Genomic DNA, 26,344 nt, shown 5'->3' with positions numbered 1-26,344 from the left:
TATTAATACATTTCATCCGACATCATTATGGTAGGCTCTTGGTTATCTTCCATAAAATGATGGTATTCGTTGCACAGACTTATCTGGGTCCTTTTTTTGCTCAACGAGCAATACGATCTATGAATACAGGTCGAGCAAAGGCTCCGAACAAATTCGTTCATTGGATTATTGATTTTTGGTTGTATTTGTTTTTTAATGAAGGAAATAACTTGAGATGGACCTATGGTTTCCAGGTCTGTAGATTCCACAATTGTTTTTGACCATCAGGAATTATTCATCTTCAGTCCTTTTGATCGTGCTTTACGGGGATCCTATCATTGTTACCACATTTAGTTCGTTGTTACCAACTTTATTTGGCAACAGTATAACAAATGGCATACCCATTAAGACACAAAAAAGCCGATTCTGTTCAAAAACCTAATAATCAGGCTATTAAACTTTATGTGTGCATTGAAAGTTATATGGGAAGTGGTCACTTTTGAACCAATTGGTCAAAAGCTATCCAAATTAATCCAGTTTGTCCCGGAGGGTTTTACGGGTTATCTGTAAAATTTCGGCTGCTTTGGTCTTGTTGCCTTCGGTATGAGCCAGTACTTTTTGGATGTACCTTTTTTCCATTTCCTTTAAAGGTATCAATTTGTCTTCCGGAAATTGAATTTCGTATTTTAAATAATCTGGCAAATCTTTTATGGAAATATGGCCATCTGCCATGATCACGGCCCGTTGGATCACATTTTCCAGTTCTCTAATATTTCCTGGCCAATCATATCTTTCCAATATATTAAGGGCATCCGGGTCTATGCGCACAAAGCGATCTCTATATTCGATTCCGTACTTTTGGAGAAACTTGTCCACCAATAAAGGAATATCTGACTTTCTATCACGCAATGGAGGCACATTGATCTCAACAACGGTCAATCTATAATATAGATCTTCCCTAAAATTCTTTTTTCTGATTTCCTCCAAAAGATCAACATTGGTTGCGGCAACGATCCTTAGTTCTATTTTCTCCACGGCCCTGGAGCCCACTTTTGTAATCTCCTTTTCTTGAAGCGCCCTCAGCAGTTTGGTCTGTACATCCAAACTGGCCGTTCCTATTTCATCCAAAAAGAGTGTTCCCCCCGACGCTGCCTGAAAAAATCCATCACGATTTTGGTCGGCCCCAGTAAAAGCACCCTTGGTATATCCGAAGAGTTCAGCTTCTTGAAGATTCTCTGGAATGGCACCACAATTTACGGCCACAAATGGTTTTTTCGCATACTTGCCCGAATAATGAATTGCCCTGGCGACCAGTTCCTTCCCTGTACCGCTTTCCCCATTGATCAAAATAGTGGCCCTGTTGTTCTTAACCCTATCGACAATAGTTTTAACTTGATCAAAAGCCACGGATTCTCCCACCATTTCTTTAAAATGGGAATCTACCCTAATTTTAGTCGCAGAGGACGAAGGTTTGTCTGTTTTACGCCCTTGGGACAATGCTCTATCCACGGCAGTTTTGAGCTCTTCTTTGGTGAAAGGCTTGGTCAAATAATCCATCGCACCCGATTTAACCACTTCCAACGCGCCATCCACAGAGGGGTATCCGGTAACTACCAACTTGGGCATATTTGGATAGTGTTCGTTGGCAAATTTTAATAATTGAACCCCGTCCACTTCGGGCATTTGTATATCCGTTATTAAAAGATCTATAGGTGTATCTTTTAGAATAAATACAGCTTCTTTAACTGAAATTGCTTTAAAAACATGAAAATTCAGGTCCTTTAATCTTCTCGTTAAAAGTTCCAATATCCCAATATCGTCGTCAACGATCAAAATGTTTTCTTTGTGCAGTGCCATATATACCCTTAATTAGGAAACTCAATGGTAAAAATAGTGCCTTTTGGCGTATTGGGCTTGTGGGCAATGGTGCCCTTGTAACTTTTAATTATGCCGTGGACCACGCTCAACCCCAAACCTGTCCCCTCTCCCACCGGTTTGGTGGTATAAAAAGGTTCAAATATTTTATTTTCGATATCCGGAGAAATTCCCTCTCCCTGATCCATAATACTTATGACAGTCGTATTGGTCTTTCCAATGAGTTCTATTTTTATTTCGCCCTGTACGGGTGAATAATAGGCCGCGTTCATTATTAAATTGAAGAACACTTGGGTAAGCTGAACAGTATTGGCACGTATATAAAGATGATCTTGCTCAAAAGCTGTGATGATTTTAAGTTCTTTTGCCCGGAGCGATGGTCCCATTAACCGAACCACATCTTCGATTACCTTGATCAGGTCAACGGGCTCCATTTGATCGGGCATTTCGCAGGTAAAGAACATTAATTTTTTAACGATCTCACGGCTAAAAATGGCATTGTCCATTATTTTTTGCAGGTCTCTTTTGGTCTGTGGATCAGTTGCCCCATCCATCAACAGTTCGGCGAATCCCAAAATATTGGCCAACGGGGTATTTAGCTCATGGGCTATTCCGGCAGTAATCTCGCCTAAAATATGAAGTCGATCATTGCGCTCCAATTGTCTTTTAGTTTCCTGCTCCGTATCATGGATTTGCTTGCGCTCAATAAAATTACCTACAGCCAAAGACACATTTTTGAGCAGTGTTTGCTCTTCTTCCAGAAAATCTTCCATGGTGTATTTGGGTGAGGGATAACCTACGGAAATGGTTCCTTCGACCTTGTTGAAGACAATGACATTGCAAGTAAGGCAAACTCTATGTTCATCGAACCCGCTTGTCTGTACTTGATAATCTCCTATGGACAATTTGGTCTCGGCATCGTCCTTAAATTGCCATCCTCGCTTTAAACAATAGGCAATAGCTTCCAACGAAGTAGTGAGCTCATCGTATCCTGAATTTACAATAATGGAAGTTACCTCGTAAAGGCAGGTCAACTCCTTAACACGTTCTTTTAATTTCTGTTCGGTACTTGTCATGGACCACTATTTATTACTGTAAAGTTACAGGGTTTGGAACGAGTTGTACAACGAATGCAAAAATATCGGTTAATAGAAGGTATTGTGTAGGACAATATTTTTATGTCTTATGGCAAATAGGGAGGTGTAATCGTATAGTTAATAATACAAATGCCCGGTATTTCTACCGGGCAAACAACTTAAACGAACTAAACAAGACTAACATGTATTACTCTAAAACTACATGATAGTATTCTTCTGGTTGATCTATATCCGCCCCTAACAATGTTGCGGCAATTTTGGCCACATCTTCCAAGAACATATTTTCTATGAGCATTTCTTTTTCCAAGCCTTTACCATACCCAACAAACCCGGTAGCTATGTCGTGACAATCTGGGTAATGTCCATGTTTCCCACCTTTTTTGGTACTAATAAAGGGGCCATCGGCATCATTGGTAAAAAAATACCCTTTACTTCCACTAAGAGCTAAAACCGCATTTGGGTCTCCTCCCCTTTTGGCAATTTTATCCCTGTCTATAATTTTAAACGTGGACTTTTCCTCTAAGGGCAATTGATCAAACGCCTCCCTTATCTGTTCTATCATTTTTTTGTTATTCGAATCTTTTACATGGAGAAACGTGGACCCTCCTGCGGAATAAAACCAAGCCTTTGGATTATTTTTATTATATAACCCCATTCTGGCCAAAAGTACATTTGGCGCTATTTGCGAATGTACATCCACAAAACCATGATCACCGGTAACGATAATGGTGGTCTTATCTTCAATGCCGGCTTTTTGCAATGCATCGCGTATTATCCCAATGGCATTATCTGCACCTGATATTGCTTTTCTTACGCCCAATCCTTTACGACCTACCTTGTGCTGTGCACCATCTGTAATGGGTAGGTGAATCGTTAAAAGGTTAGGTTTATACTCCCTCAAAATATAACCTGCGATCCGTGCCAGGTTTTGATCCATGGACAAGGAAGAGAGATTATAATCGTTTATTTCCAATGTTCCCGTGGCATTCTTTACCACCTCCTCGAACAATCCTTTTGGGTTGGCTTTTTGAGCCGTGGCGATTCTTCTGTCCATAGGATTTGTAAAGGACCAAAACTCGGGAATATTATAGTCGATATAGTCCGCATTCACAGAAATTGGCCATGAAACAGCAGCTGTTGTCAATCCTTTTTCTTTAACGGATTGCCACAAGGTTTTGGCCTTGATCTCCTTAAAATCATACACCCAGCCTCCGGAACTTCCGTTTTCGCTCATTTTGGTATTATAAAAAATACCATGCTCTACTGGGGTCTTACCGGTAATCAAAGTAGTATGGGACGGATAGGTTACGGTCGGGAATATACCTGTGACCTCCTTTGCCGCAACTCCTTTATCCACCATTTCCTGAAGGTTTGGTGTGGGCATGGTATTGTCCAGATAAAACTCTGATCGAAATCCATCTATACTTATAATCACTACATGTTCTGGCTTTGTTTGGGCATTTAGGGTCACTACAAGTAGCAACCCCAATACCTTAATTATATTATTGAAACGGAACAACATCTGCTGTGGCTTTATTGTTAACGATAACTTTATTCATATCAAAAGCAACGGTCACGTTTCCTGTAGTTTCATCAACCGTAAAATCGTCCAAACCTGAATTTAAGGGAATAAAACTTGGAATCACCGCCTGTGTGAACGATTCGTCCACATTTGGATTGTTCAATTGTTCTGTTTGTGAAACTGGAAAACGAATACCCAGATCGTTCATTCTTCTTCCTTCGCTAATGAATATTTCTTGCCTTAGCAAATAAGTGAGGTACAACATTTCGTCCACAGAACTAGCTGCTTCAATATCCTCTATGGTAACCTTAGTTCCAGATACGGTATATACTGGAATAAACCCGGCCTGACGGTCCAATACCAGATCATTTTCGAATTCTGAATCGGCATCTGCACGCACGGCAACAGCGGTAAGCGGATAATCAGTTCTGTTTGTTCCATTCCGCAATTCCCGGGAGTCATCTATTTGTGCCACGGGTCTTGCTGCAACCACATCCAATAGATCCAACGCAGTAGCTTTTGCGCTGGCCACATTATTTTCTGCCAAATAGGCTTCCATCAAAATTAGAAATGCCTCTTCTGCCTTTGCCAAGCTAATTGGTTTTTGGTCGGATACAGCGGTGCCCTGATCGTAATATTTAGGGTCTAGGTAATCCAACCTTGGCAAAGGAGCAAATCTATTTTGCATACTGGTAAATGTAGCATTTTGCATTTCGTTCACCACTCCGTTTTCACCATCAAAACCGATTGTGAACAAAAATGATTCATCTGCAGTCAATGATTCGGCTATGTTTTTTGCATTGGTCAAATCCCCCAAACGATAATATGTTCTGGCTTGGAACATTTTAAATGCGTTGATATGGTTTGCATCTGTGGCCATATCGATTGCATCTTCAAACTCCTCGATGGCTCCGTTCAGCAAAGTTTTCCAGTCCGATACTGCCCCCAGGGACTCCATTGGCAGACCTACAAAGTTCTCCCCTCCCAATAGAAAGGCGAAACCTTTGCAAAAGTGCATGTAAGCAATGTTTTCTTGGCTAACATTTTCGTCTGCTACGGCTACCGTCTCCAGTCCGTAGGTTGCCATTTCGCGTAATCTTCCGATTTCTTGTTGCAGGTCGTTTACATCAATATCGGTATAATCGATTTGAGGTATATCAAATACCTTGCTGTAAAGGGTGTAATTATTAAAATAATTATCGGACACCATTTCGGTATTGATCAATACTGAATTCATGGTGATGGCCAATTGCCTTTCCAGACCTTTTACCCAACTTTTTGTCGGATCTGGCGTATTCAAATAAATATCCTCGGTTACATTTGGGTTGTCCACGCATGCTCCCAAAAGCATTACGGACAAAACTGCTGTTATTATTTTTGATTTCATTTTTTCGTAATTCAGGGATTATTTAAAATTGATTCGTAATGAGGTTAAAAATTGTCTTGGCGCTGAATAGGTGGCATAAGAAATACCTCCTGTGGATGCACCTCCTTGACCTGTTGCCGCACCACTTATGGTAGCTTCCGGATCAAAGGATGATGAAGTGAAATTCAATGGATTCACTACATTAACGCCAAAGACCACATTATCGAAAACCGTGCTGGATTTTGGTCTTAGGGTATAGCTCATCCCTATATCCCTCACTTTTAAAAAGTCGGTCTTCTCAGTAAATCTGTCTGTAAAATTCAACCAGTTGGAGCGGCCGTTGGCTTCAATTTCAGCAGCTGGTATTTTATCTTCCGATGCTCCATATAAAAACCTGAACTGTTGATCAAAACTGTTGGCAAAACCTCCTTTTTGATAACTTCCATTAGCGTAGAATGAGAAACTGCCATAATTAAAAGTCAGCCCAAGGTTTCCATAAAAATCCGGTAATGTAGTACCTAAATACGACTGAGCCTCTGTGCTTTCCAAAACTCCATTTTCATCAAAAGTTCCGCGATTTCCTCTTATGTATCCTACGGGAAATCCTTCTTCAACCACTGTCTGTATGGTTCTCGCACTGAATCCGTTAATGTTGAATGGTGCGATACCGCCCGAATTTACCACTTCGTTATCCAAGGTATTAACGGAAACATTTAGTCTCAAAGAGCTCTTATCCGTTCTGATTGGTTCTACCACGGCACTAATTTCCCATCCTTTGTTTTCAATCTCACCTACATTGTACAACTGGCTTTGGTCGAATCCGGTCGATGGTGTCGGAGGTACATAGAATAGGGCATCTTCTGTTTTAGCACTATATCTGGATACGGAAAGGTTGACTCGGTTGGCGAACATAGCCAAATCCAGACCAGCTTCGTAGGTCGTAGTTTTTTCTGGTTTTAGATCGTCGTTGCCGGGATTTGCAAAGAACGCAGCTTGTTCTCCCTGAAAACCATTGAAAGCAACTGTTCTCTCGTTTACAAATGCCGGGGGCAAATTACCTGCAACACCATAGCTACCTCTAACCCTGAGTGAATTTAACCAATCGATATTTGTTAAAAATTCTTCTGAACTTGGTAAATAAGAGAATCCTATTTTAGGATAAAACTGTGTACCTATATTGTCTCCAAAAGACGGGTTCCTATCTCCCCTCACACCTAGATCAAAGAACAGTTTATCTTTATAACCAATATTTTCTTGCAGATATACACCGTAGTTCAATACTTCTGTCAAATATTCATCACTGGTTTTTATGGCGGCATCACTTATGGTCCGTGCACCGTCCCTAATGTTGGTTCCCACAAAACGGATTTGGTGGTCCTTGTTTCTGAATAATTGGCCGCCAAACGTGGTTATCAAATTAAAATCTCCTAAATCCCATTTGTGCTGTCCTGTAAATTCCAAGGTAATACCAAAGTACTTTCTATCCACATTGGTAATGCTTCCTTCATCGTTCACTGGAGCTTGAGTTGTATGTGTTAAGTATTCGTTGGTCTGAACGTTCTTATCCGATTGGATTCTATAATCGATACCACCGGTGAATTTGAACTCCAAATTATCCCATGGCATATATTTAAAGGATTGAGAAGTGGTAAAACGATTTACATTTATCTCATTGTCCTGTAATTCTTCCGCTCTGTGGGCAAAAGCTTTAATTTCATCAAACTCTGCAGCGGTCATCTCATCCAACCTATTATTGAATCCTTTTAAAATAGATGAACCACTCTCCGCAAACCAAAGACCGGTATAACCACCTTGATTTCCGTTCCGGTTACGGTTGTATTGGTTGTTCACAAATATGAAGGAGCTGTTGTACACCACTTTTTCGCCCAGTTGTGCTTTAAATCCTGTACTGAAATCAATTTTTCTATTGGAGTTGTTGTTGGCATATTGAGAACCTTCATTGTCCAAATAATTTCCAGAAAAACTATATCCAAAACCATTATTGCCTCCATTTAGTCCCACATGGTACTTTTGGAACAGGCCTGTTTGGAACAACAGATCTTTGCTTCTATCAAAATAGAGATAATCGGTGGTCGGGGTTTCAATACCTGTTTGCACCTCCAAGGTTACTTTGGTTCCTTGGGCCGTACCTTTTTTGGTGAATATCTGGATTACCCCGTTGGCGGCATCGGAACCGTATAAAGTTGTGGCGGCACCACCATTGATGTATTCGATACGTTCAATGTTGTCCATCGGGATATCCGCAATGGAACTAATGGCCGCACCTTGTGCACTACCTCCACCCAAAGCACTTCTAGTGTTTAGGTTATCCATTCGAACACCATCAATATAAAATATGGGTGTCGAGCTCAAGAATGCGGAATTTACACCCCTTACGCGCATCAAAGAGGATGCGCCGGCTTGACCACCTGTTAAATTGATCTGTGCGTTGGGCAACTTGGCTGAAAGCAATTGATCTATACGCTGGGATGGAATGTCTTCCAGTTCTTCTGCCTTCAAAACCTCTACTTTACTGGAGATTCTTTTCTTATTGATCCCGGCTCCCTGGCCTGTTACAACCACCTCATCCAACTCCGAAAAACTTGGTTGCAATACAATGTTCAATGCGCTTGCATTGGTCACGGAAACGGTCTGGCTTTCAAAACCTACGTGAGAAAACAGAATTGAAGCAGGGAACCTTTCGATGGTAATGGTAAAATTACCGTCCCAATCCGTCATTGTTCCACTCTTGGTCCCTTTTACAACCAATGAAACCCCGGGCAATGGGGCTCCCGTATCATCCACCACGTTACCGCTAATAGTTGTTTGTTGCTGTACCGCTGTGGGTAGTTTTACCAAAATACCGTTGTGGGTTTTCTTGAATTTTAATCCTGTCTTGTTTTCCAATGAGGTCAATACCTGGTCCAAGGAAGCATTGCTCAATGCGATGCTTACCTTAATATCGGTCAAGGTCTTGTTCTTTGCATAAATAAAATTAACGGCAAGTTCGTCTTCGATAATATGGAAAACATCTTCCACATTTTGATGGGAAATATTAAGGTTGATGGTTTTATTGAACCAAATCCTTTCTGTGCGTTCAAAATTTGAGGCCCAATTAAGTTGCGTGGATAGCAAAAGGACCAACAGTACTAATTTTTTCATTTTTAGATGTTGTACTAAGCGTTACTTTGGTTTGTTATATTTTCTTTGATGGTTTTCATGGCATTGGCCACGTGCTGCTCTACTGTGCGATAAGATATTCCCAATAATTCTGCTATCTCCTTGTATTTGAAACCTTCTATTCTACTCATTTCGAATACACGCCTAGAGCGCTGGGGGACTTTAGCAAGAACCATTGCAATCTTTTTTTGATTTATTCGATTTTGTTCTTGATCAATTAATTCATCTTCATAACTAGGTTGTTGTAAGGTTGATTCTCGAGAATAGTCATGGAATCGGTCCAATGAACGTTCGGACTTTGCTGTTCGCAACAACTTGTTCCGAGCCATTATGTACATGTAGGCCTTTGGCTGTTCAATGTTTTCCAATTGATGACGTTTACTCCACAGATCGATAAATACATCGGCCACTTTTTCTTCCACTATGAGATTGTTCTCCTCGAACATGCTACCAAATCTGCATAGCGGTCCGTAAAATTTTTGATGTAAGACCATCAAAGCGTTGTATTTACCATTTGCCAATTGTTGAAACAATTGTCTATCCTTGGAGTTTGTTACGGAATTGGATTTTTCGGGACTAGTTTTCATTTCTCTTGATCAAATATTCTCTATTCCCTACCTTATCAATCTCAAATCCGGTAATAAACTCAATGGATTCTATAAATTCATTTATCCGTTTGCCCTTAAAAGTTCCTGCCAATGCTTTTTTTGCAATTACGGTATCCGGACAAGTAAACTTTACGCCATAGTAGTTGTTTATTTTTGGAAGCAAACGTGCTATACTCTCTCCTTTCAGCTGCAAGGTTTCCTGCTTCCAAGCCAATATCTCATCGACATTAAACCGGGTCTTATCGATATTTTTTGTAGAGGGGCTATATATTATCTGTTCACTTGGCATAAGGGTAAGGTTCATACCGTTTTCAGGGATCAGAACTTCTACCCTACCGGTCTCTAGGGATACCGTTTTAAGGTGTTCTTTGGTATTTACATTGAATTGGGTTCCCAATACCTTTACTTGGATATTACTGGTCAAAACCTTAAAGGGGGATTCTTTTTTGTGCACTATATCGAAATATGCCTCCCCGTAAAGGTTCACCAACCTGTTCTCCGAAAAATTTTTCGAGTAACTTATTTGGCTGTCCTCATTAAGGATTACCGTTGAACTATCTGGCAATTGAAGTGTTAATCGTTCGCCTGCACCAGTTTTAAATGTTTTAACGGGGTTTTTAAACAAACTTCCACCAATAATAAACAGTCCGACCACGATACTGGCAGCAATAGCCAAAGAAATTCTCTTTGCTCCAATATTGGCAATACTAAATCGCTTTTTTGCTTTGTTCAACTGAAGCTCTGCAGATTCATGGTCTTTGTAGTCCACAGGGTAGTTGTCCCAAATCTCTTTATAAGTGGTATATATTTTCTTGACCTCATCGTTTAGGCTGAGTTCCAATTCGAAAAGGAATCGTTCCTCCCGATTTCCTTCCCCCGCCAAATACCTGGCACAAGCTTCTTCTATTTTTTCGCGTCTCATATATTCGCCCTTCTAAATGGGCTTTGTAATTAAGAGTCGTGAAATTGAGGAATCCCGTAGTGAACAATTTCAAGAAAATGTTAGCAAAAATTGAACTAATTGTTAGCTAGCTTTGACCATTACACACAACAGTTTGGCGTACAATCAATTGCACTCGTTTCCCTTGCAGATTATCAAAATCTAAACATTGGCCAAAGTTTACCTTATTATGATTTTCTATTGTTACGTACAAATTTTATAAGTTTGTATAATGTCTGAACAAAAGAACATACAAACTCTTAAGTCCCTTAGTATCGATCATGATAGTCCGGTACCCTTACATCTTCAAGTTGAGAAGATATTAAGGGATATGATCAATGACCCGGAATACCAAAATGGTAAATTCCTACCAAAAGAAGTCGACCTGTCCAAACGACTTGGAATTTCAAGAAATACAATTCGGCAAGCCACTAATAGATTGGTTCAAGAAAAATTATTGATAAGGAAAAAAGGGGTAGGCACCAAAGTGGCCAAAAAACAGGTCGAGACCAAACTTTCCAATTGGGTCAGTTTTAGCCAAGAAATGCACGCCCAAGGTATTGACTTCAGAAATTATGAAATCAAGGTATCCCAAATAAAAGCGGACACGGATATTTCTGAGCAGTTAGAGGTAAAGGAGGGACATGAGCTTTTTAAACTGGAACGACTGCGGGGGCTGGACAATGGTCCTTTTGTGTATTTTATAAGTTATTTTCATCCAAGAATTGGTATTACCGGCAATGAGGATTTTGAACGTCACCTATACGATATCCTGGAGCATGAATACCATACCATACCTGTTCTATCCAGAGAGCAGATAAGTGCTATTCTGGCCAATAAATTCCTTGCGGTAAAATTGGGGGTTCCAGTGAACTCGGCCATTCTTCAAAGAAAACGGGTAGTTTACGACCCTGGTAACAGACCTATAGAATACAATATAGGTTTTTACAGGGCCGATCAATTTACTTACAGTATAGATATTAAACGATAGCTTACCGTTCCAATGGAATTTCCAGAAACCTTGGTCGGTAGAGATTGGGGTCTTTTAAAATGTCCGCCCAAAAGTCAAATGAGTTTACATTGTAACTAGCTAAAAGTGTTCCTGGTTTGGATAGATGGGGGTAAGCTTTGGCATTATAGGTAAAATAGGTTTCATTAGTTTCGTTTTCAGTTGTCCTATAAACTATTTCGGGTTCACCGAACGGTCCAACAAGAGACTCTCCAATTTGTATGGCAACTTCTGGCCCCATGGTAAACCGTTGGTAGGTCAATACAATTTTGTCATCCGATGTAGGGGATACACTCATTTCATTGGATACATCCCTAGCTATTATGATGGCCTCCCCCATTTCTGGAACCCAATCTTGCCCGTTCCAGAATCTCCACTGATCAAACTTTACATAGTTTTTTGGCTGTACCCTGGCCACCAACAGGCCTTTGGTACCTTCTTGGTTTGATACGGCATAGGTATAAACATAGCCATCTGGATCAGGAGCTCCTGCAGACCTAGTGTTAACATAAATAGCGCTTCCAAATGAAGTCTGGGTCTCCGAATCAAAAAATGGAGTCTCCAGTTGGGCATGATCTAAATACGGAGGTTTACTGCCCTTCGGAATTTGTATTAGGTTTACTCCAACTTGTTGAAAATTAAAGCCTCCTATACCTGTAGTATCCTTTTCCCGAACAGGATAGGCAAAGATATACAGGTTATCATCTCCTTCGGTATTTACAAATCCATCCCCTAACCAATAATAATCATCTGTTTCAGAGTTGGGCGTAATTGGTTTAAAAAGCGCTTTGTCCTTTGGATCTTCACCTTCTTTCCAATGGAAAGAAATTTGACTTTTATTTGGCGTATTACCTTGCAGAATCCCAACGGAATTATTTATCATTTGAAAATCTTCCGGTACTAAAGTTTTACCATCATGATGCCCGATCATGGTATCCCCGAAAGTAAAAAGTGTGATTGTACTATCTGTTGCCGTTACAAATTCTTTACCATCCATAGGAATGCCAAAAATTCCGTCTCCTCCGAACCACCCTTCATTTTTAATAAAGAGTTGACTCCATTCTGGTGATACATTGGCAACAGTGGCCTCTGTATTCCCATTATTTCCTTCGGACGGTTTCTTTTTTGTCTCATCCTTACAGCTTGTGCCGGCCAAGACAATTGATAATGCTCCTGCGGTAATTAAATACTTATTTATCCAGTTTTTCATATACTTTTTTTAGGTCCAATGTCCGTTACTTATATTTTACTTTTATAAATCTAGGATGATATATACTCGCATCCTTTTGAATATCTTCCCAAAAATTTAGGGTTATTGTGTTATAACTGATCAACAGTTCTCCCGGTTTTGATAAATGATAATGCGCTTTTGCATTGTAAGGGAAAAGTCCATTTTCCTTATATTCAGGACAGGTGTACACTTCATGGATTTGACCAAATGGACCTACAGGACTGGTCCCTACACGGATACCTACCTTATCGGACAGGCCCAGAACCGTAAAAGTTAGCAAGAAATTACCATCCTCTGTTGGTGTTACACTAAGCTCATTGGAAATTGCATTGGTTATTTCCACAACTTCTTCCTTTTGTACCCCCCATGTTTTACCGTTCCAGAATCGCCACTCATTTATATTCTCGATATTTTCTGGTCTGACCCGTGCGGCTATCAAGGATTTTTGTCTTTCCATGATACCGTAGATGTAAACATATCCATCTGGTTTTGGTGCATTGGCTTCTTTAGTGTTCACAAAAAGTCCGCTACCAAAATACACACGCCCTTCTGTTGGGTGCACAAACCCTAAATCGGTCGCAATTTGAGTCGATGCTGCAATTCCTTCTTTAGTAGGTTCTTCAACTTTTAACAATGCTACATTGGTCTGCTCAAAATCAAAAACATTTGGTCCAGTTTTATGCACATGATAGGCAAATACATAAAGTGCGTTGTTTTTTTGATGATTTATAAACCCATCCCCCAACCAAAAATATTCATTGTCCCGAGCATTTTTATTTTTCGGAACAAAATACGAGGTTGGTTTTCCATCACTATCCAAATTATACTCAAAATCGATGGCTGATTTCTTTGGCTCCAATCCCTTCATCCATGCGGTGGTATTGTTCACCATTACATTACCAGGTTTTGGTACATTGTTTATTACTTCTCCAATGTAAGTGTCACTAAAAATAAAGAGGGTCTCCTTATCTGTATCTCCTTGGTTTTCTATTCCGTCCAACGGTATGGTAAATATTCCATCGGCACCAAACCAACCTGTGGTTCGCTCCATTAATGCTGTCCACTCAGGGGCAGGCGATGCCTGAAACTCATATGGATCGGTTTTCCCTGTCGACTCCTCTTGTGACCAAATGTTAGTGTTGGTCAACAATAATATTATTAGAAAGCCTCCTATTTTATATTTAAAATGCATGCGGATCGTATTGATATGTTTTCTTGGAGGTGCCCAACTCAAAATTGTCTGTTCGAAAAGGAAATGCGGGCAGTCCTTCTGTATTTATAAGATCTAATGGCCCGGGATTGTCCGACCAAGCATATCTTACATACTTTGGGTCATTGACATTCTGATGGCACACCTTTATCGTATTGTTATCGACCAATTCGGCTTTGGCCCATTTAAACTCACCATTCTCGCCAGCTATTGCAAAGCCTCTTAAGTATCCAAACTTATCCTTGCTAGTCAATTTACTTCCATAGGTATCAAACTGAATTAAAATAGATGATTTGGTCAGCCTATGGGACTTATAAACAGGTCCTTTTTTAAGTTCTTCACCGTAATTGTAATGCTTGGCCAATAATGCCAACCTTTTTGCTACTTCTTTTTTATTGTAGGGATGAATATCGTTGGCATCTCCAATATCGATGGCGGTAACAATATCCACATTTTTCAAAATGGAAGCTTTCATTTGTGATTCGCGCAACTCGGCCCAGTTACTGTTTGCAGGTGTTTTATCCTCTTGCTTATAGTTGGCCAATTGTACCACTAGAAATGGCATTTCGGGCTGGTTCCATTTTTCTCGCCAATCCTTGATCATAGCAGGTAACAAGTCGGCATATTCCCCAGCTCTAGCTTCATTGGCTTCACCCTGGTACCAAATTACCCCTGTGATCGGCAATTTGTGCAAGGGAGCTATACTGGCATTGTACAGGAGCATAGGATGCGAAAAAGGGCTTCCATTGCCTACTTCCGGCTTAGGGAACTTACCACTGTCTATACTTATCCCTTTTTTATATTTCCAAGTACCGTTTAGAATCGGATTTCCCCAAAAAGCATTGGTATAAATCCCTCCTTTGCCACCAGCATCGAAGACCCGTACCGTAAGTATGTTACCTTCTTCCAGAAGAATTTCCTTAGGTGCAGTATAGTTTCTAAAATTGCTTTTTCCAAAAGATTCACCAATTTGGACACCATTGACCCATACCCTATCATAATCATCAATTTGGTTGAGAACAATATTAAAATCATTCTTTAATTGGTCAGTATCCAAATCAAAAGTACGCTTGAACCACATACTACCATCATGAGAGGCATATCCAAATTCACTAAAAAATGCAGGCAGGGTACATTCCTCCCAATCCGAATAGTCATACCCTTGTTCATACCATTTTTCATCCAATCCAGGTCCTTTTAAATAATATTTGCTATCCCATTTTTTTCGGGTTTTATTAAACTCATTTTCTAAAGTTTCATAGCTTTTATTGATTTTGGATATTTTTTCGGTGACCTCATCGAACTGTGGAAAAGTTTTAAGTACATCCATTCCCATCCAAGTTTCTATAGCAGTTGCACCGAGGTTACTGCTGATCAACCCTACAGGAATGTTCTTATCCCTGATCAAGTCTTTTCCAAAAAAATAACCAACAGCACTGAAATTTCTTGCTGTTTCCTTGTTAACTTCCTGCCAAACCGCATTGGACACATTCTCCCTTGGAAGATAATCTTGATCCACCCACACTGAGCACAACCTTAGATTTGGAGCGATGTAATCATCATCCGGAGTTTCCTTATAATTTAGCATGTTGGGTGTATATTGCATATTGGATTGCCCCGCACAAAGCCATAGATCTCCCACCAATACATTATCCAAGACCAGTTTATCTCCCTGCTCTTCTTTAATCTCAAGAATAAAAGGACCTCCGTGGGGCATAGGATCCAAAAGTATTTCCCACTTCCCTTTACTATTGGATTTAACCTTATGAGATTGTTCACCAATAGTTACAGTTATATTGGTTTTTGGCTTGGCCTTTCCTGTAATGGGAATATCCACATTACGGGGCAATATCATATTAGAAGAAAATACCGGTGGCAATTCAACCTGTCCACATACCAGCATGGGTATAAGCATAAGAGTTACCCACAATAATTTTAAATGTGTTTTTATCATAGTGCTTTATTTTTTCCAGCCCATTTCAATTTCTTCCAAAGTTTGTCCGTTGGTCTCCGGAATCATTTTTAAGGTAAATATCCATAGGAAAATGGCGTTGGCCATAAATAGCCAGAAGGTGTATGATGGCCCAAGGTCACTTAACAGTACCGGAGTAAACTGTGATATGAGCATAACCCCGACCCATAGTACCATAACACATATGGACATGGCTACACCTCGTACCTTTGTAGGGAAGATTTCTGAAATGATCACCCAAGGAATCGGTCCTAATGATGATGCGAAACAGGCTACAAATCCCAATATAAAAATGAGCAGCCATGGTCCTTGAAGCGCTTTGAAATGATATAGTGAACCTATAACCAAAAGACATATAATCATGCCCATTATTCCCCATAGCAACAACTTTTTTCGCCCGGCCTTGTCTATATATTTAATGGCAACAAAGGTGAATATAGAGTTTATAACGCCAATCAAAACTGTTTGCATTAAGGCAGAATCCACCCCAAAACCAGCAGATTTTAATATTTCCGGCGCATAGTACATTATGGCATTTATTCCTGTAATCTGTGAAAAAAGCGCAAGTACAACACCTATAATGATTGCGGTTCTGAACCCTTTTTCAAACAATTCTGACAATTTGCCTTTTTCCTGCTTTAATGCCATTTGAATTTCTTGGTGGGTTTTTAGTGCCTTCTCCCGGGTATTCAATCTTTCCAGTATCTTAAGTGCCTTAACATTGTCGCCGTTCTTGGAAAGCCATCTTGGGCTTTCGGGAACAAAAAACAAGGCCACCAAAAACAGTAGTGCAGGTACGGCCTCAGAACCCAACATATACCGCCATCCATATTCAATGTTCCAAGCTTCTCCTCCTGATCGTGCCACTAAATAGTTACAGAAGTACACTATAATTATTCCCAACACAATACCCAGTTGGTACAAAGAGACCAAAGAGCCTCTTTTTTCTGCTGGAGAAATCTCCGAAATATACAATGGTGAAAGCATGGAAGCCGCACCTACTCCTACCCCTCCAATGATTCTTGCGACGACCAAAAGCGTGAAATTTGGCGCCAATAAACACCCGATGGCCGACAGGGCAAATAGCAACGCTGTTATGATCAAGGCTTTTTTACGCCCCATCCTATCCGCTACATATCCGGCTGTCAAAGCTCCAATAACACAACCTACAATTGCACTGGACACAGCCCATCCTTTTAATGCTGGAGTCAGGGAAAACTTGCTTTCCATAAAACCGATTGCGCCAGAGATCACCGCGGTATCGTACCCGAACAGCAAACCACCTAAAGCGCCAATGGCCGTAATCTTAAAGAGGTAATAGTTTTTATGTGCTTCCATGCTTTATTCTTGTTTATAGACCCGTTTTACTAATTTCTGGCTTAACGTTGGATTCAACCACTTTGGCAGTTCCCGAACCTAAATTTTTGATGGTATAACTGCCTGTGGCGGCCGGTACCACAAATGTCTCCGCATAGTGTACATCCATACTCCTTCCATTTGCCGAAACGCTAATCTTGGTGCCTTCCACTAAATTAAGGATATGACACTGCCCATTGGTCGATACGGTCATTTCACTATCAAATTCATATCTATGGATTTCATAAAAGTGCTTGGGATGTGTTGGCAGTTTAATTATTTTCCAGTCATTGCCCGATTGCAATACTTCTGGCTTGGAGATATACTCCGCTTCCACTCTATCTCCTTGGCATTCCATATTTAGGTTTTGTACCCCACGGGCTATGTTCAAAGGTCTTGGTTTCCCGTCTAAATCCATTCGCATCCAGTCGTACATTTTAAAAGTAAATATGTAAGGGGTACTACTAATTTCCAATACCAAATTGCCTATACCCGAACAGTGCACCGTTCCATTTGGTATTAGGAAAAGATCGTGCTTGTTTGCCTCAAAGGTTTGGACGTAATCCTCAACGTTCATCGGTTTTGCTTCGCTATGACTCTGTTCCAAGGCGTTTTGAAATTCTTCCCTTTTAACTCCTTCATTAAATCCCAAATAGACTTTTGCCCCTGGTTCGGCATCAAGAATATAGTATGTTTCATCTTGGGTAAAATTATGCCCAAAATTTTCTCGCATATACGGTACAGTTGGATGACACTGTACGGATAGGTTCTGTCCATTTACAGTATCCAGGTAATCAAACCTAATCGGAAACTCTGTGCCAAATACACTTGCTGCCTCGCCTAAAATACCTTGATTGTCCTGGAACATTAAAAAGTCAAATGAAACTTCCAGTCTTACCCCATTTTTAGATATCACAATTCCATTTTCTGGGGCGATCAATTCAAAAGACCATGCATAATTTGGAACATCTTGGGCCAATTCCCCAAACCTTTCTTTCATCCAATCGCCGCCCCAAATACCCGGAGAAAACCACGGTCTTGGTCTAAAAGCATGCGAGGTCATTTCTTGTAGGCCTTCCCTTAAGGTGTCACCGGTACACCAGGTGATGTTATTTCCAAACTGCCCATCAACAATAAAATCAATATTCTTTAAAAGTTGTTGTTTGTGTTTATTGAGTACCTGCCAATCTATAAAGTACATTCGCTTGTACTGTTGTTTTTTATCCTCGACCATTACATTGCCCAAATTGGCAACTTGACCAGCTCTGGAACGGAACTGTACTTCGTTCTTTGGTATATCTATATAAACGATAGTTCCATTTTGCCCACTTAAGGCTGCTCCCGGCCCATAAAAAATATTTAACGCTCCTTCCGAACATTGAATTGATTTTACTTTATCTGCATCAAAAAAATCTTCAAGATTTCCTGGGTAAAGTTTTCCAAAAACTGGGTCGTCCCCGCCCAAAAATGGTTCTATCATTTTTTCAATGCGCTCGACATCCTTATATGCCGAGGCCATATCATAAGTGACGTGTTCAACATTCCTTTTTTGAAGGGCAGCAGTAAGTTGCCCCATAAAATCCTCCCAGTAGGCTCCCATATAACCATCTATGAGAATACATCCTTCTTTGGGAAGTTCATCAACAAGGTTTTCAACACCCATGGAAACGGTCCCTGTTGCAATCTCAAAAGAGGGGTAAACCGTATAGCCTTCACCTTTTTTAGACTCATCTGCCCGCATCGGCATCACATACTGCTCCGTTTTTCTTTTTGTGTTCAATTTATTCTGTTTAATGGTTAAATGTATAACGGCACCTAATATGGCCGCGTTGGCCGTGCCTTTTGTAATTCGAATACTTGGAGGGATCGCAAAACACGCTTCGAATGCGTTGTTGAACAAGTGATAACTTTTTGAGATACTGCCTCCGATAACAATGGCTTCTGGCTTAAACGAATCCGAAAGCGAGTTCATGACTTCTCCTAAATGCCGTCCGTACTGCTCAAATATATCCTTTGCTTTTAAAGAGGTTTCCGCTTGATCGGCTATTTGTTTTACATTGTCCACGGACGTGCCAAATACTTTAAAGTAAGTATCCAGAAACCATTGGGTAGAAATCCAATCTTCTACTCTTTTTCCTTTAAAAGGAAGGTTATATATGTTACCCTCGTGTGGGATATTATCATCAATTGTGACCACTTCTCCATCGACCACAAAACCTGAACCGATTCCTGTACCTAGAGTTACCCCTAAAACTTTGCCCGTATGAAGATTATTGGAATAGGTCTCCCCTAGTACAAAACTATCAGCATCGTTAAGAAAGGCTATCTGTTCAATAGACTCCAAGGTGTCCTGCAGATGTGCCCACAAAAACAGTTTAAGATTGACTCCATAAAGGGAATCGAACTTATTAAGCCCTCTTATATGTGAAACACCTTGTCCGTAATCGAACGGACCGGGAACGGATACACCAATTCCCCTAATCGGTTTTTGAAAATTTTCAATGGTCTGTCTTATGGATGAAATTAATTGCCTCAATACAGGAAGGGCACTCAATCTACTATCCACTGGAAAGCGATTCACTGTTTCTGTTAGTAAAGACATCGTATCGGCATTAACAACACCCATGGCAAAATGGCTGCCTCCTATATCTATACCGAGATAGTATGTATTTTTATCCTGCATGGAACCTTTATTCTTTATTGGTTTTAAATTTTATCTGGGCATTCTTGGGCAAAACAACCTTTTTGGTGGATTGTGATAGATAGCCCTCACCGTAATAGAATTCTATTTTTCTTTTTATTCCGTTTTCTAAAGTGATTATCCCAGATTGCGCATGAGCTGGAACTTCTATTATATTGCCCGATCCTTTCCGGGTTTTATGAACCTGAATACTATCCTTGTTGAGTGAGGACACCAAAAATTCTTTGTCTTGCCCCACAACTTTGACCAAGGCCCTGGCATTCCCGTGTATTAAAAAACCAGTGGCCTTATGGTCCATAGGCACAAAGTTCCCTTTGCCATCCCCTTTTAAAACAAGCCCTAGAAAAGCATCATTCTGCCCATAACCCACTTCGTAATCGTAGAAATTTCCAACGAGGACCGCATCGAGACTGCCATCTTGATCTAAATCAGTAATATTGGTACCCATAACCGGGGCCCATTGAGCTTCCTTTGGTAATTCCTTTAATTTGAATTTACCTTCTCCAAGGTTCTCAACATATATGCTCTTTAGCTGTCTTACTTCTTTCTTAATAGGGTTTTCCTCCATACTGTTCAAAAGAAGATCCTTGATCTGTACATCGGCATAGGATCGGTAGTTTTTAAATGTACTTTTAATGGAAACCATTTGTTCCGCCAATAAATCCCTGGATGCCAAAGGATAACTTTTAAAGTCTCCTTCAGGACTCAAACTATATTGAGAAATAAGTGGGTCTATCTTTCCATCCCTATCAAAATCGCCTACATATAGCTCCATCGGGTATTCTTCTGTTCCACTATAAACACTGTTTGTCCCATGGTTTCCAATGATATAATCCGTATCCCCATCATTATCAAAATCCCCACCATTGATGCTATTCCACCAACCTGTTGAAATGGGCAATTCTATCTTTTCGAAGCTTCCTTTTTTATTTAGATAAATAGTTATCGGCATCCACTTTCCAACAACCATAAGATCGGTCCAGCCATCATTGTTCACATCGGTCCAAAGTGCCGAGGAGACCATCCCCAATTGGTGTTCACCCAACTTGATCAAGGTTACATCGGAGAATTTGCCTTGGTTATTTTCCAATACATAGCTTTTGGGAGACACCCCGTAACTTCCAGGTACTACCATTCCCCCAACAAAAAGATCTAGATCCCCGTCCTGATCATAGTCCGAAGCAACTACACAGCTTCCGCTTGTATTCATATTGGGCAAAGCGTCAACGGACAGGGATAAATTTCCTTGACCATCATTTAAGTACAATCTATCCTGATAATACCCCAGTTTCATCAATGAAAACTCAGACCCGCCGCTGACCACGTAAAGATCATTATCACCATCATTGTCCGCATCAAACCACAAACTGCCAACATCTTCTTGTTCAGCATCCACTTCTATAGTATTGGAGGTAAATTTCCCATCTATGGTTTGTGTATGAAGTTGACCGGAAAAGCCATGCGAGCCTCCGATGAAAATATCATCCAGACCATCCCCATTGGCATCGGCAACTGCAAGTGAGGGTCCACTAGTAGAGAATTTCTGTGGAATAAGTGGTTCTATATCAAAATCTGAAAATGGAATTTCTTCATGCACAAACTGGAGTAACCCATCTACCTTTGCGAAAATTTGCCCCTCTTCTATATCACTTTTTGGCAAGACTGTTTCGGTAGCATCGGTATATCGAAGTGTTGCGATGGAGTCCATTACTGAATTGCCATAAGATTTTCTCTTTCCATCTGGCCAAACTACCACAAGACTGTCCTTTCTTTTATGCTCTTGAAAGGCAAAATACAGTGAAGGCGCCACACTAGATTGAAATCCACGAGTAGTATAGTTTTCCAAAAATTGAACACTGCCATCTGCATATGCCCATACTTTCGCCCCTATCCCATTTGGATTGGTTTGTGGACCTTCAAAATTTAGCTTTAAACCAGTGCGCTTTCCATCTTCTTGTTGGAGTGAGTTGTTTTTCAGCAAACTGGCTTTTCCATTAATATTGTTAGTCACAATATCCAAATCTCCATCATTGTCCAAGTCTGCGTACACCGCACCATTAGAGAATCCTAGCGACCCTGGTGCCCATTTTAATGATGTATCTTCAAAATTCAGGCTTCCATTGTTCTTGTAAAAGTAGTTTTGGAGTGGAACCTCTGGTAGTTTATTGATACTGGCCAAATATATACTGTCCGCTTCCTCTCGGGTCCTAAATTTGAACTGTTTTCTCCTATATACGATAAAATCCAGATCGGTCATATCTTTCAAGTAGCCCGTGGTAATGAACATATCCTTTAGACCGTCACCATTATAATCCGCCATTAGCCCTCCCCAGCTCCAGTCGGTGCTACTAATCCCCATAAGTTGGCCCACCTCACTGAACGGGGCATGCTTGCCATTGTTCAATTGAAAGGTGTTTCTCATGTATTGGGGTTGATATCCCAAACTTTTACTGAATTCAAATAAGTTATAATTGGGTTTGTTCAGCATTAGCTTTCTGCGGCGATTATCCGACGGCAACATGTCCAACACCAAAATATCGGTAAGGCCATCGTTGTTGATATCCGCAATATCGTTCCCCATGCCATTATGGCTCTGATGGCTAAGATATGCCTTGGTCCGATCTATAAAAGTTCCATCAGCTTGATTGATATAGAGAATATCATTGGAAATAAAATCGTTGGACACATAGATGTCTGGATACCCATCATGATTAAGATCACTTATCCCAACACCAAGACCAAATCCCTCGACAATAATACCTGCTTCTTGGGAAACCTCTGTAAACGTTGGATGCCCTAATGACCCCACACCATCGTTTCTGTATAGTTTGTCGGTACTTTCAGATTCACCGTTCAGTTTTCTTGGTACAGGATTGTTCATTCCTGTCATTTGGTGCATATGGTTGAGTAAATACATATCTAGATCACCGTCCAGATCATAATCGAAAAAGGCTGCTTGTGTGGAATAAGCAGGGTCTGCCAAACCATATTCCTGGGCCATTTCAACAAAGGTTCCATCCTTTTGGTTAATATAGAGCAGGTTCTTACGTTGGTCAGGATCTAAATGCCCGGATCTGCACACATATATGTCCAACCAACCATCTGTATTAATATCCACCATGCTAACACCAGAAGACCACCCTTTAGACGCCAGACCGGATTCCTTGGTAATATCCTTAAACTTTAACCCGCCTTGATTAAGGTACAATTGATTGGAAACTTGGTTTCCGGTAAAAAAAAGATCATCCCATCCATCGTTATCTATATCTCCCACTGCAACACCACCGCCATTGAAATAGTAGATATAGTTAAGGATATTCAAATCATCATCCAAAGGAAGATCATTGGAAAAATGGATTCCGGAAGCCTCGGCAGCAACCGGCTCAAAAAGGTATTCCCCCTGATCAACAGTCTTCTGACAAGAGACCATTAATATCAATAGCGGAAAAGACCAAATTCCAAATATTACCTTCCTTTTTTTCATTGCTGCCTTCTTCCCTACGGAAGCTATTCGTCATTTTTACTATTCAATGCCCCAATTGGTATTTGGTTCGGGCCCTAGCTGTAGAATAAGCTCCCCCCCTTTTTGAAATACATCGTGCGTAAACCAATACTTTTGGAGGGGTTTATTATTCAATGTAGCCTTTTGGATATAGGTGTTCTCTTTACTGTTGTCCAAAGTTTTGATGGTAAACTCCTCTCCTTCGTAGTATGTTGGATTGAGTTTTATGGTTATCTCGTCAAAGATGGGACTCGTAATTTCGTAGGTCGGTTTGATCGAATTGTTCCCAGTTAAGCTAAAAAGCCCCATGGACATCAAAGCACTTACGCCACTCATCTGACCTTGGTCCTCATCATGACCTCCGTACCCTTGATCTACAGTTGTTGCCCCGTAAGCCTGCTCATTTACCCTTCTCACCCAATATTGTGTGAGCCACGGTTTTTGAACATGGTTGAAAACGTGTGCATTGGAACAACCTGGTTGATTGGCATAACTAACATAACCATCAGAATACCCGAATACAAAATCTTCGGGAGCGGCTTGCTCAAAGGCAAAGTTGAGCTTGTCGGCAAGGGCATCGTTCCCTCCCATAAGCTGGGACAATTTGGATATGCCATGGGAGACCGACCAGGTTCCCTGCCATGCGTTGGACTCTACCCAACCTTGACCAGATAATAAATCCGTGTGCACCCAATTACCCGACTTATCCTTGGGCAATAATAATTTTGAGTCAGAATGAAACAATTTGGTCCATCCTTCCGCTCTCTTGGAGAAATAAGCTTGGTCTTTTGTCCTGCCCATTTTTTTTGCCATCTGGGAAAGTGACCAATCTTGAAAAGACCACTCCAATGTTTTGCCAGCATTACCCGGACAATACCCATTTTCTATGTAAAATTCAAGGTCTTCCACAGAGTCGCTCATCATACCTCCAGGCATATGATTGTTTTTCATGACCTTAAATGCGTGTTTTGGATTTGTTTTGGTCATCAAATCTTTCATGTAGGTGCTCACCAGCATATTTGTTGCTGGGTTTCCTGTCATTATATACGAATATCCGCCTGCTATGGCGCCTCTAGGTAGCAACCCTCCATTATCCGCATATTGGACCAAGGAGGCCGAAAAATCATCCAAAATTTCGGGCCATGCCAATCCCCAAACAATGTTCAGGTTCCATTGGGTAAGCCATAAGGCATCAAAATTATACATGTTGAACTTTGCCTTACCATCCTTGTCTCTCGGCAGTGTTCTAACTTTTAAATCGGCCTTGGTAAAGTTACCTTGGCGTTCTCCCTGGGTATAATCGGGATAATCACCACTAACATCATTAAGGATCCTTCTTCCCAAAAGTATATGCCATAAGTCGGTATAAAACTTTTCACGTTGCTGCTCGGTTCCTCCCTTCACCGCAATTCTATCCAGTTTTTCTTCCCATATTTTGAAGGCATCTTCTTTGTAACGGTCAAATTCCCAATGTGGAGCTTCGGTTTGAAGATTTTTACGGGCATTTTCCACGGAGGTATATGAAATGGCAATTTTCATTTGGACCTCTTCCCCTGCCTCCACATCATAATTGGCAGTAACTCCCGTAGTCGGCGCATCCCAATAACTCTGGGTAATACCTGCAAAAACGACGGAATCCCTCCGGGTCATGGTATCGGAGCCTTTTACGGAGCTTACATTGTTAAGGTTCTCTTTGTCCTTCCAACCATCCAAGGATTTAAAGGATTTATCAAATTGAATTACAAAAAACACTTTTACCTTTTCCGGACCGCCCCAAAATCTACCTGCGGACTCAAAAGAACCTTCCAACTCATTTTGATTGACCTTGCGAACATCTGCATTGATCATGGTAGAGTTCCCTAAATATCCTCCTAAATTGGTCAAGATACTGGCCTTGTCCGCTTTTGTGTATTTAAATCGATACAGGGTAGTACGTTTGGTACTGGTAAGCTCTGTCCACACATGGTGCTCTTTAAGATATAGGCGTTGATATCCGGGCATGGCTATTTCATCATCATGACTAAAACTCGACTTCCAACCTTGATCTCCCAAAGTAGGGTCTATATTACCAAGTGTGGGCATAATCTGTATTCCGGAAAGACACCAACCATGAATCTGTTCGAACCCCAACACCTCTGTGGAATTAAAGTTGTATCCTCCCCCATATTGATTTTTATTTCGAGTTACAGGTGCTGCAGCTACCATTCCCATTGGGTGTGCCCCGGGCGTGAAGAAAAAATAACGTCCCTTGGCAGATTCTATAAACGGGTTTACCCAAAACAAAGGGTTTTCGCTATCTGTTGGTGATGCGAACACCTCTATTTCGGAAAGTCCCAGGTTAAGCCCTTCTCCATCGGTTACCTCAAAACGTACCCATTCAACAGTTTTAACAGGAAATTCAATTCTTTTGGCATCTCCATTGTTCGGGATGGTGTTTACACGGATAATGGACCCATCACTAAATTTTAGGACACCGCCTGCCGTATGTTCGTCAAGTCCGGGCCGATCATAAATAACTATGGCATTTATGTTTCGAGCACTTTCCCACTCCATTTGAAGCCACGGCAACAGATTAGCTCCCCATGCCTTTCGCTCACCTTTACTGGCCCATTCGCCAATACCGTGCATCCTAATGACACCATCTGTTAAATTGGAAGCTTCACTTCCATGCAATTGTGAGGAAACTTTTAGTTTAGCTTCATCTGCAATGTTCTCCGATGCATCCAACCTTGAACTTGTCAGGGCAAGGAAAATTACAAATACTGCTTTTAACCCTTGATAAAACGTTTTGTTCAT

Annotated in this window: 16 protein-coding genes; 1 reads left to right on the top strand and 15 read right to left on the bottom strand. The window is 40.8% G+C overall.

Features of this window, described 5'->3' with window-relative positions:
• Window positions 1–2: 2 nt before the first annotated feature.
• The 8 genes from AB9K32_RS11270 to AB9K32_RS11235 form a co-directional block, all read right to left on the bottom strand.
• Entirely contained in the window at window positions 3–248 is a 246-nt protein-coding gene (locus AB9K32_RS11270; RefSeq protein ID WP_369885215.1) for a hypothetical protein, read from the bottom strand.
• Window positions 249–507: 259 nt separating this feature from the next.
• Window positions 508–1,836 (bottom strand): sigma-54-dependent transcriptional regulator, encoded by a 1,329-nt coding sequence (locus AB9K32_RS11265; protein WP_369885214.1) that lies wholly within the window; start codon window positions 1,834–1,836, stop codon window positions 508–510.
• An 8-nt stretch (window positions 1,837–1,844) separates the two neighbouring features.
• Window positions 1,845–2,930, bottom strand: coding sequence for a sensor histidine kinase (locus AB9K32_RS11260; protein ID WP_369885213.1), 1,086 nt, complete (start codon window positions 2,928–2,930; stop codon window positions 1,845–1,847).
• Window positions 2,931–3,138: 208 nt separating this feature from the next.
• The gene (locus AB9K32_RS11255) at window positions 3,139–4,440 is read right to left on the bottom strand and encodes an alkaline phosphatase family protein (protein WP_369885212.1); all 1,302 of its coding nucleotides are present in this window, start codon (window positions 4,438–4,440) and stop codon (window positions 3,139–3,141) included.
• Between the two features lie 13 nt (window positions 4,441–4,453).
• Window positions 4,454–5,860 (bottom strand): tetratricopeptide repeat protein, encoded by a 1,407-nt coding sequence (locus AB9K32_RS11250; protein WP_369885211.1) that lies wholly within the window; start codon window positions 5,858–5,860, stop codon window positions 4,454–4,456.
• Window positions 5,861–5,878: 18 nt separating this feature from the next.
• Window positions 5,879–9,001: a TonB-dependent receptor domain-containing protein gene (locus AB9K32_RS11245; RefSeq protein ID WP_369885210.1), complete on the bottom strand. Its 3,123-nt coding sequence runs from the start codon at window positions 8,999–9,001 to the stop codon at window positions 5,879–5,881.
• 14 nt (window positions 9,002–9,015) lie between these two features.
• Entirely contained in the window at window positions 9,016–9,606 is a 591-nt protein-coding gene (locus AB9K32_RS11240) for a sigma-70 family RNA polymerase sigma factor (protein WP_293295722.1), read from the bottom strand.
• A complete protein-coding gene (locus AB9K32_RS11235; protein WP_369885209.1) occupies window positions 9,596–10,549 on the bottom strand; it encodes a FecR family protein in 954 nt (317 codons plus the stop codon). Before AB9K32_RS11235 ends, AB9K32_RS11240 begins: the two co-directional genes overlap by 11 nt.
• Window positions 10,550–10,799: 250 nt before the next feature.
• Here AB9K32_RS11235 and AB9K32_RS11230 point away from each other — a divergent pair, with 250 nt between their 5' ends.
• Window positions 10,800–11,558, top strand: a complete 759-nt coding sequence (locus tag AB9K32_RS11230; protein WP_369885208.1) for a GntR family transcriptional regulator — start codon at window positions 10,800–10,802, stop codon at window positions 11,556–11,558.
• Window position 11,559: 1 nt separating this feature from the next.
• On the opposite strand, the gene AB9K32_RS11225 is transcribed toward AB9K32_RS11230, so the two are convergent.
• Genes AB9K32_RS11225 through AB9K32_RS11195 form a run of 7 tightly spaced genes read right to left on the bottom strand, consistent with a single transcriptional unit; the run spans window position 11,560 to window position 26,344 of the window.
• Window positions 11,560–12,786 carry a DUF4185 domain-containing protein gene (locus AB9K32_RS11225; protein ID WP_369885207.1) on the bottom strand — a complete coding sequence of 409 codons (1,227 nt, stop codon included), beginning with the start codon at window positions 12,784–12,786 and terminating at the stop codon, window positions 11,560–11,562.
• A 25-nt stretch (window positions 12,787–12,811) separates the two neighbouring features.
• Window positions 12,812–13,999 (bottom strand): DUF4185 domain-containing protein, encoded by a 1,188-nt coding sequence (locus AB9K32_RS11220; RefSeq protein WP_338194086.1) that lies wholly within the window; start codon window positions 13,997–13,999, stop codon window positions 12,812–12,814.
• Window positions 13,989–15,971, bottom strand: coding sequence for a sialate O-acetylesterase (locus tag AB9K32_RS11215; RefSeq protein ID WP_369885206.1), 1,983 nt, complete (start codon window positions 15,969–15,971; stop codon window positions 13,989–13,991). Before AB9K32_RS11215 ends, AB9K32_RS11220 begins: the two co-directional genes overlap by 11 nt.
• A gap of 6 nt (window positions 15,972–15,977) precedes the next feature.
• Window positions 15,978–17,327: a sugar porter family MFS transporter gene (locus tag AB9K32_RS11210; protein ID WP_369885205.1), complete on the bottom strand. Its 1,350-nt coding sequence runs from the start codon at window positions 17,325–17,327 to the stop codon at window positions 15,978–15,980.
• Window positions 17,328–17,340: 13 nt separating this feature from the next.
• Window positions 17,341–20,028 carry an ROK family protein gene (locus tag AB9K32_RS11205; protein WP_369885204.1) on the bottom strand — a complete coding sequence of 896 codons (2,688 nt, stop codon included), beginning with the start codon at window positions 20,026–20,028 and terminating at the stop codon, window positions 17,341–17,343.
• Window positions 20,029–20,035: 7 nt separating this feature from the next.
• Window positions 20,036–23,530, bottom strand: coding sequence for a VCBS repeat-containing protein (locus AB9K32_RS11200; protein ID WP_369885203.1), 3,495 nt, complete (start codon window positions 23,528–23,530; stop codon window positions 20,036–20,038).
• Between the two features lie 39 nt (window positions 23,531–23,569).
• Window positions 23,570–26,344: a GH92 family glycosyl hydrolase gene (locus AB9K32_RS11195; RefSeq protein ID WP_369885202.1), complete on the bottom strand. Its 2,775-nt coding sequence runs from the start codon at window positions 26,342–26,344 to the stop codon at window positions 23,570–23,572.

Source organism: Allomuricauda sp. XS_ASV26 (assembly GCF_041224615.1).
Classification (GTDB): Bacteria; Bacteroidota; Bacteroidia; order Flavobacteriales; family Flavobacteriaceae; genus Flagellimonas; species Flagellimonas alginolytica.
Note: the sequence above shows the minus strand (reverse complement) of the source record. Positions and strands in the feature narration are given on the sequence as shown.

What these genes read in the sequence shown, in the direction of transcription:
- AB9K32_RS11265 (WP_369885214.1), bottom strand. Translation starts at nt 1,836, where the DNA reads ATGGCACTGCACAAAGAAAACATTTTGATCGTTGACGACGATATTGGG.
- AB9K32_RS11260 (WP_369885213.1), bottom strand. Translation starts at nt 2,930, where the DNA reads ATGACAAGTACCGAACAGAAATTAAAAGAACGTGTTAAGGAGTTGACC.
- AB9K32_RS11250 (WP_369885211.1), bottom strand. Translation starts at nt 5,860, where the DNA reads ATGAAATCAAAAATAATAACAGCAGTTTTGTCCGTAATGCTTTTGGGA.
- AB9K32_RS11245 (WP_369885210.1), bottom strand. Translation starts at nt 9,001, where the DNA reads ATGAAAAAATTAGTACTGTTGGTCCTTTTGCTATCCACGCAACTTAAT.
- AB9K32_RS11240 (WP_293295722.1), bottom strand. Translation starts at nt 9,606, where the DNA reads ATGAAAACTAGTCCCGAAAAATCCAATTCCGTAACAAACTCCAAGGAT.
- AB9K32_RS11235 (WP_369885209.1), bottom strand. Translation starts at nt 10,549, where the DNA reads ATGAGACGCGAAAAAATAGAAGAAGCTTGTGCCAGGTATTTGGCGGGG.
- AB9K32_RS11230 (WP_369885208.1), top strand. Translation starts at nt 10,800, where the DNA reads ATGTCTGAACAAAAGAACATACAAACTCTTAAGTCCCTTAGTATCGAT.
- AB9K32_RS11225 (WP_369885207.1), bottom strand. Translation starts at nt 12,786, where the DNA reads ATGAAAAACTGGATAAATAAGTATTTAATTACCGCAGGAGCATTATCA.
- AB9K32_RS11220 (WP_338194086.1), bottom strand. Translation starts at nt 13,999, where the DNA reads ATGCATTTTAAATATAAAATAGGAGGCTTTCTAATAATATTATTGTTG.
- AB9K32_RS11215 (WP_369885206.1), bottom strand. Translation starts at nt 15,971, where the DNA reads ATGATAAAAACACATTTAAAATTATTGTGGGTAACTCTTATGCTTATA.
- AB9K32_RS11210 (WP_369885205.1), bottom strand. Translation starts at nt 17,327, where the DNA reads ATGGAAGCACATAAAAACTATTACCTCTTTAAGATTACGGCCATTGGC.
- AB9K32_RS11205 (WP_369885204.1), bottom strand. Translation starts at nt 20,028, where the DNA reads ATGCAGGATAAAAATACATACTATCTCGGTATAGATATAGGAGGCAGC.
- AB9K32_RS11200 (WP_369885203.1), bottom strand. Translation starts at nt 23,530, where the DNA reads ATGAAAAAAAGGAAGGTAATATTTGGAATTTGGTCTTTTCCGCTATTG.
- AB9K32_RS11195 (WP_369885202.1), bottom strand. Translation starts at nt 26,344, where the DNA reads ATGAACAAAACGTTTTATCAAGGGTTAAAAGCAGTATTTGTAATTTTC.